We start from the raw sequence: 14,155 nt of genomic DNA on the forward strand, positions 1-14,155 counted from the left end.
CAAGGGTTACTGCGGGATTTGGCCGACAATCGGGTGGAACTGTGGCTGGAAGGCGATAAATTACGTTACCGGGCACCCAAACAAGCCATCAACGAGGCGCTGCTGGACGCGCTTAAAAGCCATAAACAAGCTTTAATCGAGCATTTTCAAACCTTGCAACGCGAGCCCTTTGTCTTGACTTACGGGCAACGGGCTTTGTGGTTCCTGCACCAAACGGCGCCGGATAGCGCGGCTTATAACGTGGCTTTCTCGGCCAGGATTTTGTCGGCGGTCGACCCTGAGCGCCTGCGGCAAGCCTTGCGCTATTTGGCGGAGCGCCATCCTGCGCTACGTTTGCGTTTTCAAGCGCAAGACGGCGAGCCGCGCCAGTTCATCGATCCTGGCGCAAGCATCGATTTTCAACACATCGATGCGTCCGGCTGGGACGAGCAAACCTTAAGCGATCAGGTGGCCGGACATTACGCCGCGCCATTCGATTTGAACGGTTCGCGATCGTTGTTCAGGGTAGGTTTATTTCAATGCGCGCCCCGGCAATCGGTGTTATTGCTGGTTTTTCACCATATTATCGGCGACGGCTGGTCGCTGTGGCTGTTGCTCGACGAACTCGCTCAGGTGTATTCGGCCTTAGTGGCCGGGCGTGAGCCTGATTTGCCGAGGTTATCGCTTTCTTATCGTCAATATGCCGAAACACAGGTGGCCGAGGTTGATTCAGGAACGTTGGAAGCGGATTGGCGGTATTGGCGCGATAAATTCGTGCAAGCCCCACCGTTATTAAACCTGCCCACCAAGCGGCCTTTTCCGGCGCGGCGGAATTACCGGGGCGCCTCGTATCCTTTACGTATCGATAGCCGGACAGTCTCCGCCTTGCGGGCGCTAGCCGTCGAGCTGGATGTTACCTTATACGTGTTATTGCTCGCGGCTTATCAGTTATTGCTACACCGCTGCGGCGGTCAGCAACGGCTTTGTGTCGGTACGCCGCTGGCCGGTCGGGATGACGATCGTTATGCCGGCGTCGTGGGGTATTTCGTCAATCCCTTGCCGCTGTTATCGGAATTAACCGTCGGGCAAACGGTCGCCGATTTCGTTCGCGCCTGTCGTCGGGAAGTATTGTCGGCCATGGCGCATCAGGTTTTTCCGTTAGCTTTGATTATCGAGCGGCTGGCGCTGTCCCGCGATACCAGCCGTCCGCCGTTGTTTCAGGCCGCTTTCGTGTTCCAGCAATTGCAAAAAGCCCAGCTACTGCTCGATGCCAGCGGCAGCGGTCGAACTGCTGGGCAAACCGTGGACTGGGGTGGTTTGGCGTTGGCGCCCTATGCCTTGTTTCAACAGGAAGGGCAGTTCGATCTGTCGTTGGAGTTGATGGAAGCGGGCGGCGACTTAGTCGGTTCGCTTAAATTCAATAGCGAGGTACTGGATGCCGACGATGCCCAAAGACTCGCCGATTATTATCAAACCGTTTTACAGTCCTTTCCGGAGTTTCAAGACAAACCGGCGGTCTTGCTGCCGCTGCTGAACGCTGATTATCGACGCCAGCTATTGGCAGACTGGAACGCCACCGAGTACGCATATCCTGAGGACTTGATACCGGAATTGTTAAGCCGTCAGGCGCAACGGACGCCGACGGCGGTGGCCTTGGTGTTCGAACAACGCCAATTGACCTACGACGAACTGGAACGGCGCAGCAACCAATTGGCGCATTATCTAATCTCGCAAGGCGTCGGCACCGAAAGCTTGGTGGCGGTGTGTATGGAGCGCAGCCTGGAGTTGGTGGTCAGCCTGCATGCGATCGTCAAGGCCGGCGCGGCTTATGTGCCGTTAGACCCCGACTACCCGCAAGAACGCTTGGACTATATGATCGCCAATGCCGGTGCCGGCTGGTGTCTGACTCAGCCGGCCTTGGCCGCCAAGCTGCAATCGTATCCCGGCCAAGTGCTGATCATCGAAGCCTTGCAAACCGAGCTGGCCCAGCAACCGGCCGACGCGCCGGCCCTTGAATGCCATCCGCAACAGCTCGCCTATCTGATTTACACCTCGGGCTCCACCGGCCAACCGAAAGGCGTCGCCAACCACCATCAAGCGCTGGCCAACCGGATTCAGTGGATGCAGCGGCGTTATCCATTGAGCGGCCAAAACAGCGTCTTGCAAAAAACCCCGTACAGCTTCGACGTCTCGGTCTGGGAATTTTTCTGGCCGTTGATCGCCGGCGCCCGTTTGGTCATCGCCAAACCGGGCGGACATAAAGACAGCGATTACCTGGCCAAACTGATCCAGGCCCAGCACATCGACACCCTGCACTTCGTGCCGTCCATGCTGCAAGCCTTTATCGACGACCCCGAAGCGGCACACTGCGGCAGCTTAAGGCGCATCATCTGCAGCGGCGAAGCCTTACCGTTGAGCCTGCAACAACAGGTTTACGGCAAATTGACATCGGCGCGTCTCTACAATCTCTACGGCCCGACCGAAGCGGCGATCGACGTCAGCGAATGGCCTTGCCATGAAGACGACACCGCCAGTCCCATCGTCGCGATCGGCAAACCGATCGACAACCTACGTTTATACATCCTCGACGGCCAACTGCAGCCGGTGCCGATCGGCGTGTCCGGCGAACTGTATATCGCCGGCATTGGTTTGGCGCGCGGCTACCAGCAAAAGCCGCAGCTGACCGCGGAACGCTTCGTACCCAATCCGTTCGGTCAAGGCGAAAGGCTGTACCGGACCGGCGACCTATGCCGCTACCGGGCCGACGGCGTCATCGAATACCAAGGCCGGGAAGACGGCCAAATCAAGCTCAGAGGCTTTCGGATCGAGTTGGGCGAAATCGAAGCGGTCTTAAAACAACATCCGGCCGTGCAAAACTGCGTATTGACGGCTAAATCGTTTCGCGGCGAAAAAGCCTTGCTGGCCTATCTGACCTTGCGGGACGGCGTCGAGAATACGCCGGCCTTGATTAAGCCGATACGCGAATTCATGCAGGGCTTTTTGCCCGATTACATGCTGCCGTCTGCATTTATGGTGCTGCCCGAGCTGCCTTTATCGGCTAACGGCAAAGTCGATCGCAAGGCCTTGCCGGCTATGGACGTAGTAAGTCAGGATGAAGACCTTAGCGCCCCGGAAAACGACTTGCAACGGCAAATAGCCGATATTTGGCAGCAATTATTGCAACACCGCGAGTTCGGCATTCACAGCAATTTTTTTCATGTCGGCGGCCATTCGCTGCTGGCGCTACGCTTGATCGCCAAATTGGCGGCGGTTTTTCACACCAAACTCAGCATAGAAGATGTTTTCAACCACGCCAGCATTCAAGGCTTAGGCGAGCTTTTGCTGGACGGCGATCGGCAGCGGCTGGCTTGGCCGGCGATTTCGCCGCAAGACCGGGCGGATGCGCCCTTATCGTTCTCGCAAGAACGCTTATGGTTCGTCAATAGTCTGGAAAATGCCGGTGGCGTTTACCATATTCCGCTGGCTTTTCATGTCTATGGGGACTTAAACCGCGAGGCCTTACAAGGTGCCTTGCAAGCCTTGGTGAATAGGCATCAGGCCTTGCGCAGCAAGGTTTTCGGCGAAGGGCTCGGTTTGCGTCAACAAGTTCTAGAACACGGCGTTCCGGTATTGGCTTGCTATAGCGCACCGGTGGTTGCCGCCCAAGGGCTGGAAACCATCCTCCGCCAGGAGGCCAATAGCGGCTTGGATCCGGCCACCGGGCAAGTATTCAAGGCATGTTTATTGGAAATCGCCCCTCGGCACCATTTGCTGTTGCTGGTCATACACCATATCGTGGCCGACGGTTGGTCGGTTAAGGTCTTGCTGCACGACGTATCGCTTTTGTATCGTCAATGCCTGACGGGCGCCGCCGCCGAATTGCCGGATTTGCCGGTGCAATACGGCGATTACTGCCGTTGGCAAAGGATGCTGGCCGAACAAGGTTGGTTTAAGGCGGCTAAGGATTATTGGTTGACGGCTTTAGGCGATGCGCCGACGACCTTGGCATTGAATTACGACCACAGCCGGCCGCTGCTGCCAACTTTCCGCGGCGCGATGCAATTTCACGCGATTCCGGCGTCCATTCGGGCCGCGTTGCACGCGCAAGCGCAACGGCAGGGGGCAACCGACTTCATGTTGCTGCTGGCGGCATTTGCGGCAGTCTTATACCGCTATAGCGGCCAGGCGGATTTCATGATCGGCACGCCGGTGGCGAACCGGGATCGACAGGACGTGCAGGATGTGGTCGGTTTATTCGTCAATACCTTGTTGATGAGGATCAAGCTCGACGGCAACTCGTCTTTCGAACAATTGCTGGATCAGGTCAAGGCGACCGCGTTATCGGCTTACGAATATCAATATTATCCCTTCGAAGGTTTGGTCGAAGCCTTGCAGCCGGAGCGGAATTTGGCGGTTTCGCCGTTATTCCAGGTGATGTTCGTGTATCAAAGCCAAGGGCAGCAAGCTTTTTCGTTGCCGGATTTGGACGTCCAGCCTATGGTTTTGCCCAGCACCACGGCGAAATGCGATTTGACTTTATATGCGACCGAAGAAGACCAGCATTGGTCGCTGGCGATGGAATACAGCAGCGATTTGTTCGAGCCAGCCAGTATCACAGCCTTGCTGTCGGCGCTGGCCAATGCGTTGGAAAAATTGGCCGAGAACCCGCGTTTGCCGTTGGCGCGGATTCCGCTCTTGACTCGAACGCAACTGACGCAGGTTGTGGAGGACTGGAACGCCACCGAGTACGCGTACCCTGAGGCCTTGATACCGGAATTGTTAAGCCGTCAGGCGCAACGGACGCCGGCGGCGGTGGCCTTGGTGTTCGAACAACGCCAATTGACCTACGACGAACTGGAACGGCGCAGCAACCAATTGGCGCATTACCTAATCTCGCAAGGCGTCGGCACCGAAAGCCTAGTGGCAGTGTGCCTGGAGCGCAGCCTGGAGTTGGTGGTCAGCCTGCATGCGATCGTCAAGGCCGGCGCGGCTTACCTGCCGTTGGACTCCGACTATCCGCAAGAACGCTTGGACTATATGATCGCCAATGCCGGTGCCGGCTGGTGTCTGACCCAGCAGGCCTTGGCCGCCAAGCTGCAAGATTATCCCGGCCAAGTGCTGGTCATCGAAGCCTTGCAAACCGAGCTGGCCCGACAACCGACCGGCGCGCCGGCCCTTGAATGCCATCCGCAACAGCTCGCCTATCTGATTTACACCTCGGGCTCCACCGGCCAACCGAAAGGCGTGGCCAACCACCATCAAGCGCTGGCCAACCGACTCAACTGGATGCAGCGGCGTTATCCATTGAGCGGCCAAAACAGCGTCTTGCAAAAAACCCCGTACAGCTTCGACGTCTCGGTCTGGGAATTTTTCTGGCCGTTGATCGCCGGCGCCCGTTTGGTCATCGCCAAACCGGGCGGACATAAAGACAGCGATTACCTGGCCAAACTGATCCAGGCCCAGCACATCGACACCCTGCACTTCGTGCCGTCCATGCTGCAAGCCTTCATCGACGACCCCGAAGCCGAGAACTGCAACAGCTTAAGGCGCATCATCTGCAGCGGCGAAGCCTTACCGTTGAGCCTGCAACAACAGGTTTACGGCAAATTGACATCGGCGCGTCTCTACAATCTCTACGGCCCGACCGAAGCGGCGATCGACGTCAGCGAATGGCCTTGCCATGAAGACGACACCGCCAGCCCCATCGTCGCGATCGGCAAACCGATCGACAACCTGCGCCTATACATCCTCGACGGCCAGTTACAGCCGGTGCCGATCGGCGTGTCCGGCGAACTGTACATCGCCGGCATCGGCTTGGCGCGCGGCTACCAGCAAAAGCCGCAGCTGACCGCGGAGCGCTTCGTACCCAATCCGTTCGGCGACGGCGAAAGGCTGTACCGGACCGGCGACATTTGCCGCTACCGGGCCGACGGCGTCATCGAATACCAAGGCCGGGAAGACGGCCAAATTAAGCTCAGAGGCTTTCGGATCGAGTTGGGCGAAATCGAAAGCGTGCTCAAACAGCATGCCGAGATTCAAGAGGCGGCGGTCAAGGTTTGGAGCCAAGGGCAAAGTAAACGCTTGGTGGCTTATGTGGTGAGCCACGCGGCCGACTTCGATCAGGCCGTCAAGCAGCAATTGCAGCAACTGCCCGAGTACATGCGGCCGAGCCAAACTGTCAGGCTAGAGCAACTGCCGTTGACCGCTAGCGGCAAACTGGACCGCAAAGCGCTGAAAGAACCGGACATTCAAGCCCAACAGCCCTACCGGGAAGCGCGCAATGCCGTGGAACAACGCTTGGTGGGTATCTGGCGGGAAGTCTTGAACCAAGACCGCATCGGCATCGACGACAACTACTTCGAATTGGGCGGCGATTCTATTTTAAGTATTCAGATTGTGGCCAGAGCCAGAGAGGCGGGCCTTGAGTTGCGCGTCGAGGATTTGTTCCTCGGCCAGACGATTGCCGAATTGGCCGGCTTGGCTAAACAAGCCGAACAATCGGTGCTCGCCGCCGATGGCGATAACCAATGCCTGCCCTTGTCGCCGACTCAGGAAGGCATGCTGTTTCATGCCTTGTACGATGACGACAAAGGCGTTTACTGCCAACAGGTGGTTTTGACGTTCGAGGGCGATCTGCAAGCCGATTTGTTTAAACAAGCTTGGTGGGCGGTTTTCCTGCGCCACGATGCTTTAAGAAGGGTGTTTATTTGGCAACAAAGCGGCGGCAAGCCTTATCAGCAATTGATCGAAACCGGGTTTTGCTCGTGGCAGGTACTGGACTGGAGCTACATGGCGGCCGACGAACAGCGGCAACGGCAGGCGTTATTGCAGCAGCAACAAGCCGGGCAAGGCTTCGACGTCAGCCGTGGCCCGTTGTCGCATTTGAGCTTAATTAAACTGGGCGAGCAGCGATATTGTTTACTCTGGAGTTACCATCATTTATTGATGGATGGCTGGTCCTTGCCTTTGGTTTTGCAGGACGTTGCCAAGCAGTATCAAGCGTTGGTGCAGGGACAGGCCTACCAGGCAAAACCGCTCAGGCCGTTTGCCGATTATCTGCATTGGCTGGCACAGCAAGACCCGCAGCCGGCCATGCAATATTGGCAACAGCAGTTGGCGGCGATTCAGGGCGCGACCGTGCTGCCTTGCGTCGAACCGAAAACCTCTGCCGGTTATGCCGACGCGGCGACGGTTTGGGAGGCGGAATTAAGCCGCCGCATCGGCGCTTTCGTTAAACAGGAGCGCACCACGCTAGCGGTGTTGTTGCAGGCGGCCTGGGCCTTGATCCTGAGCCGGTACAGTTCGGAGCAAAACGTCGTGTTCGGCATGACAGTTTCCGGCCGGCCGCCGCAATTGCCGGGGATTGAGTCTGTCGTAGGCTTGTTCATCAATACGATTCCGGTCGCGGCCCATATCGATAACCGGCAATCGGCCTGTGATTGGCTGCAAGCGCTGACGGCCGAACAGTTCAAGCGCGATGCCCACGCTTATTTGCCGTTGAGCAAGATCATGGAATGCAGTGGCCGCCATGCGGCCGGCCAGTCTTTGTTTCAAAGTTTGTTGGTGTTGGAAAATTATCCGTTGGACGCCGGCTTGCTGAATGACGAACAGGCGGGTTTGAAAATCGTTGCCGCGCAGTTCAAGGAACAAACCAATTATCCGCTGACGCTGGTCGTCGTGCCGGGCGAGCAATTGCAAATCAAGGCCATGTACCAAGCCGAGGTTTTTGCCGCCGCCACCGTCAACAGGCTATTGGCACATTTTAAATCGGCGTTGAATTTCTTGCTGTCGGCCGGCGCTAAACCGTTGGCCGAGTTTGGCTTGCTTGAGGCCCAAGAGCGAAAGCGTTGCCTCGAAGACTGGAACGCGACCGACTACGCGTACCCGGAAGCCTTGATTCCAGAGCTGTTGAGCCGCCAGGCGCAACGGACGCCGGCGGCGGTGGCCTTGGTATTCGAACAAACCCAATTGACCTACGACGAACTGGAACGGCGCAGCAACCAATTGGCGCATTATCTAATCTCGCAAGGCGTCGGCACCGAAAGCTTGGTGGCGGTGTGTATGGAGCGCAGCCTGGAGTTGGTGGTCAGCCTGCATGCGATCGTCAAGGCCGGCGCGGCCTACCTGCCGTTGGACCCCGACTACCCGCGGGAACGCTTGGACTACATGATCGCCAATGCCGGTGCCGGCTGGTGTCTGACCCAGCAGGCCTTGATCGCCACATTGCCGGATTATCCCGGCCAAGTGCTGGTCATCGAAGCCTTGCAAGCCGAGCTGGCCCAGCAACCGACCGGCGCGCCGGCCGTCGAATACCATCCGCGGCAGATCGCCTACCTGATATACACCTCGGGCTCCACCGGCCAGCCCAAAGGCGTCGCCAACCACCATCAAGCGCTGGCCAACCGACTCAACTGGATGCAGCGGCGTTATCCATTGAGCGAACAAGACCGGGTCTTGCAAAAAACCCCGTACAGCTTCGACGTCTCGGTCTGGGAATTTTTCTGGCCGTTGATCGCCGGCGCCCGTTTGGTCATCGCCAAGCCGGGTGGACATAAAGACAGCGATTACCTGGCCAAACTGATCCAAGCCCAGCACATCGACACCCTGCACTTCGTGCCGTCCATGCTGCAAGCCTTCATCGACGACCCCGAAGCGGCGCACTGCGGCAGCTTAAGGCGCATCATCTGCAGCGGCGAAGCCTTACCGTTGAGCCTGCAACAACAGGTTTACGGCAAATTGACATCGGCGCGTCTCTACAATCTCTACGGCCCGACCGAAGCGGCGATCGACGTCAGCGAATGGGCTTGCGACGCAGCCGACACCGCCAGCCCCATCGTCGCGATCGGCAAACCGATCGACAACCTACGTTTATACATCCTCGACGGCCAATTGCAGCCGGTGCCGATCGGCGTGTCCGGCGAACTGTACATCGCCGGCATCGGCTTGGCGCGCGGCTACCAGCAAAAGCCGCAGCTGACCGCGGAACGCTTCGTACCCAATCCGTTCGGTCAAGGCGAAAGGCTGTACCGGACCGGCGACATATGCCGCTACCGGGCCGACGGCGTCATCGAATACCAAGGCCGGGAAGACGGCCAAATCAAGCTCAGAGGCTTTCGGATCGAGTTGGGCGAAATCGAAAGCGTGCTCAAACAGCATGCCGAGATTCAAGAGGCGGCGGTCAAGGTTTGGAGCCAAGGGCAAAGTAAGCGCCTGGTGGCCTATGTGGTGAGCCACGCGGCGGACCTCGATCAGGTCGTCAAGCAGCAATTGCAGCAACTGCCCGAGTACATGCGGCCGAGCCAAACTGTCAGGCTAGAGCAACTGCCATTGACCGCTAGCGGCAAATTGGACCGCAAAGCGCTGAAAGAACCGGACATTCAAGCCCAACAGCCCTACCGGGAAGCGCGCAATGCCGTGGAACAACGCTTGGTGGGTATCTGGCGGGAAGTCTTGAACCAAGACCGCATCGGCATCGACGACAACTATTTCGAATTGGGCGGCGATTCTATTTTAAGCATTCAGATCGTGGCTAAGGCAAGACAAGCCGGGATCCGGCTGGATTTGAAGCAGTTGTTTTCCGCCCAGACGATTGCCGTTCTCGCCGAATCGGCCGAGGCGGCCGAAAAATCCAGCGCCGAGCAAGGACGGGTTACGGGGACTGTCATACCTACTCCGATAGTGCATTACTTTTTCGAGACGGTGACCAAGGATGTTCAGCATTTCAATCAGTCAGTGCTGTTGGAAGTGCCGTCTGATATCGACGTTGCCGCATTGCGGAAGAGCTTGGCGGCGGTGCTCGATCATCACGATGTCCTCAGACTGCAAGTCAGGTCGCCGGTCGAGCTTTATATCCCACCCGATGGTGAGATAGAGCAGGTGCTTCAGTTGAAAACCTTCCGCGATGCCGAGGATTTGGCCGAGCAGGCCGAAGCCGTCCAAGCTTCGCTGCAATGGCTCAATGCGCCGTTGCTAAAGGTCGTGTTGTTCCAAGCGAAGGGGCAAGACCGGAATAGCCGTTTGTTTTTGGTGTTGCATCACTTGTTGGTGGACGGCGTCTCTTGGCGGATTTTGTTGGAAGATTTACAGCTGGCTTATCAGGCGGCAAGCGCGGGACAAGTCCCGAATTTGCCGAAAAAACCAGTGCCTTTCCCGCTTGGGCCGAGCGCTTGCGGCAATGGTCCAAGACCTTGCCCGACCAAGCCTATTGGCTGCGCCATTGTGAGTATGGCTTTGCCCGCTTGCCCTTGGACCATGCGGCCGGCAACAAGATAACCTTGGCCGATACCGTTGTCGAGTCCTTGCAAATCGACCATGAGATCACTCAAGCCTTGATGCTGGCGCCGAGAGCCTTACAAGCCAGCGTCGAAGAAGTGTTGCTGGCGGCGCTGCTGGAAAGCTTGTGGCAACGCTTGGGCAAAACTACGCTAGTCATCGAACTCGAAGGTCATGGCCGGGAAAATGTGTTCGAGGATTTGGACGTTTCCAGGAGCGTTGGCTGGTTTACCTCGCTGTTTCCGTTGGCGGTCGAGGCAAACCTAGCAACGGCCTTGTCCGCTGTCAAAGCGGCCATGCGCACTTTGCCGCATCGGGGCTTGAGTTACGGTGTTTTGCGTTATTTGAGCGCCGACGCGACTCTGCGAAGGAAACTGGAGGATGCGGAACAACGGGCTACCGGTATTCGCTTCAATTACTTGGGGCGTTTCGAGAAGGCTAAACAGGCTTCGGTATTCATCGCCCAGGCGCAAGAACGACGCGGCGACGAGCGCTCCGGCCGGCAGGATTTTGGCTTGTTGATGGATTTTAATGGCGCCGTACATCAAGATTGTCTAAGGCTGGAGTTGCGTTACAGCCCGTTACAGTTCGATCGTTCGACCGTTTTGCAATTGCTCGCCGATTTTAAACGCCATTTGAGTGGCCTTTTGGCCCAGGCACCCGTCGAATCCGGCTTCGAGTTGGCAATGCCGGACGAGCAAAGGCTGAGCGACATGAGGCGGCGCGGCGGCGTGCGGGATGTTTATCCGCTCGCGCCGTTACAGCAAGGCTTGCTGTTTCACAGCGTGTTCGACAGCCAATCCGGCAGCTACTTGCAACAAGTCAGTTGGCGTTTCAGCGGTGAGCTGCAAGTCGATTACTGGCGGCGAGCTTGGCGGGAATTGATCCGGCGGCACTCGATTTTAAGGACGGGCTTCGATTGGCCGGGCGCGCGGGAGCCACTGCAAGTGGTGTTTGATGACGTGCCGTTCGTGTGGCGGGACCTCGATTACAGCAAAAAGTCGCCGGCGGAACGGCAGCAATTATCGGCAAGCTTTTTACGCCAAGACAGGCAAACGCCGTTCGATGTTAAAGCCCAGCCGTTATTGCGCTTTGCCCTATTGCGTTTGAGTGCCACGGAATCGGTGTTTGTTTGCAGCTATCATCATATTTTGCTGGACGGCTGGAGTTTGCCGAAACTGATCGAGGACGCCTTCGGTCTTTATGCCGCTTACGTAAGCGGCCGGCAACCGTGTTTGCCGGATAGAAGGCCTTTTCGCGACTATATTGCTTGGTTGCTCGAACAGGATAGCCGCGCGATGGAGGCTTATTGGCGGCGGCAACTCGATGGATTTAGCGACGTTAACAAACTGGCGATCGATAGCGGTGGCGACAGCCATAGCCGGCAGGCGGAGTTTGCTCAAGCGCAAGCGGTTTTGGATCGTAAGACGACGGCCGCTTTGCAACAGTTTGCTCAGCAACAACGGGTGACGGTCAACATTGTGTTGCAGGCGGCTTGGGTCGTGTTGCTGAGCCGGTATTGCGGCAGCCGCGACATTCTGTTCGGTTTGACGGTTTCCGGCCGGCCGGCCGAGTTGGAGCGGGTTGGCGACATGCTGGGTCTGTTTATCAACACCGTGCCGGTACGCGCGAAGTTGGCATCGGGGCAAACCGTGGAACAACTGTTGCGACAATTGATGGACGACGGCATGGAGCGTGAGCCTTTTACTTATTTCCAACTGGCCGAAATGCAAGGCTGGAGTCAAGTGCCGGCGGGTCAGGCACTGTTTGACACGCTGTTCATCTTCGAAAACTATCCGATAGACGAAGCGCTGAGCCAGTCCTCATCGATCTTGCAGCTGAACGATTTTCAAGTTTACGAGCAAACCGACTTGCCGTTGACGCTGCTGGTGACGCCGGGTCGAGAATTGAGCTTGAAAATTTCCTATCAACGGCAACGCTTCGACGCCGACGCTATTCAAGGTGTGTTACGGCATTTGCAAGACATCCTGACGCGGATGTTAAGCGCACCTGGCGCTTTGCTGTCGGGGATAGGCTTGTTGTCGCAAGCGGCGCAGCAAGATTTAGTGCAGCTTGACCGGCGGGCGGTCGCCAGCCATTGTCTGCCGGGACTGTGTTTGCATAGTCTGATCGAGCGGCAGGCGCGGCAGTCCGCCAATAAAACCGCCGTGACATTCGGCGAGCAATCGCTGAGCTATGCCGAGTTGGAACAGCGGGCCGAGCGCATGGCCGGGCAGTTGCAGGCGTTGGGTATCGGCGTCGAAAGCGTCGTCGCGATCTGCATGCCGCGTTGCATCGAAATGATCGTGGCGTTGCTGGCGGTATTGAAAACCGGTGCCGCGTATTTGCCGCTGGATTTGAATTTGCCGGTCAAGCGTTTGCACTATATGGTCGAAGATTCGGGGGCGGCGTTGGTGTTGGTGAAGGGCTCGACCGCGATGTCTTTTCCGGCGGCCACTTGCGATATAGCCCGGCTATCGGCCGACGCCACCGACACGCGGCGTGCACAAGCCAAGGTCAGGCCCGATAATCTGGCTTATGTGATTTACACGTCCGGCTCGACCGGCAAGCCGAAAGCCGTTCAAATCAGTCATAAAAATATCGTTAATTTCATGCTGACCATGGCGGAACGGCCCGGCATCGTTGCCGACGACCGCTTGTTGGCGGTGACGACCTTGGCGTTCGACATTGCCGCGTTGGAGTTGTATTTGCCGCTGACGGTGGGTGCCACCGTGGTATTGGCCGATAGCCTGCAAAGCGCTGACGGCCACGTCTTACAGGCTTTATTGCAAGAGCACGATATTACGCTGATGCAGGCGACGCCCGCCAGTTGGCGCCTGTTGCTCGCTTCCGGTTGGCAAGGCAGGCCTGGCTTTAAGGTGTTGTGCGGCGGCGAAGCCTTGCCGCTAAATTTGGCCGACCAGCTTAGGCAGCGAGCTGGCGAAGTGTGGAATGTCTACGGTCCGACCGAGACCACGGTTTGGTCTAGCCGTTGCCTGGTAACGGGCGACGGCAAGATCAAACTAGGCGAGCCTTTGGCCAACACCCGGTTGTACGTGGTCGATGAAGACTTGAATCTGCTGCCGCCGGGGTTTCCCGGCGAGTTGATGATAGCCGGGGAGGGCGTGGCCAGGGGGTATCGGCATCGCGCCGGTTTGACGGCCGAGCGCTTCATCCCCGATCCTTTTCGGCCGCCGGCGAGCGCATGTACCGCACAGGAGATCAGGTCGTTCGCCATCTCGACGGCAGCATCGAATACTTGGGACGGCTCGATTTTCAAGCCAAAATCCGCGGTTATCGGATAGAGCTGGGCGAGATCGAAGCCCGGCTGGAAGATAGAGCCGATATCGAGCAAGCGGTGGCCGTCATCAATCAAACGCAGGCGGACAACCAGCAATTGCTGGTTTACTATCGCGGCAAGCTTTCGTCGGCCCGCGAGCTGCGCGATTACTTGGCGGAGTATTTGCCCGCCTATATGCTGCCTAGCGAATTTATTCATTTGGAAACGTTTGCGTTGACCCATTCCGGAAAAGTCGACCGCAAAGCCTTGCCCAAACCTCAACGTAGCGACGGTCCCAAACCCGTTGCCGGTCAGCCAAAAACCCAAACTCAAAAACAACTGTTGGCCATCTGGCGGCAGGTATTGCAGCGCGACGATTTCGGCACCGAAGAGAGTTTCTTCGATTTGGGCGGCCATTCGTTATTGTTGATGCAAGTATGGAACGCGCTGCAACAACAGTATCCCGCCTTACAAACCGTTGATTTATTCCGCTATCCGACGATAGCCAAATTGGCGGCTTTTCTGGATGACAGCGGCGCGGATGCCTCCGCCGCCGTTGCCAAAGCCGAACTTAAAGCGTCGAGGCAAAAAACCGTCCGGCGTAAAAATCTAATCAACAGCTAA

1 protein-coding gene and 1 pseudogene are annotated in these 14,155 nt (G+C 57.4%); both read left to right on the plus strand.

Annotated features, from left to right (window positions below):
- Nucleotides 1-9: 9 nt before the first annotated feature.
- Nucleotides 10-13,556, plus strand: a pseudogene (locus tag ACP4CD_RS20545) (amino acid adenylation domain-containing protein); the annotation flags it as partial.
- On the plus strand, nucleotides 13,457-14,155 hold the full coding sequence (locus tag ACP4CD_RS20550; protein ID WP_426992376.1) for a phosphopantetheine-binding protein: 699 nt from the start codon (nucleotides 13,457-13,459) through the stop codon (nucleotides 14,153-14,155). The pseudogene ACP4CD_RS20545 and the gene ACP4CD_RS20550, both read left to right, overlap by 100 nt.

The organism is Methylomonas stagni (assembly GCF_050154735.1).
Lineage (GTDB): Bacteria > Pseudomonadota > Gammaproteobacteria > Methylococcales > Methylomonadaceae > Methylomonas > Methylomonas koyamae_A.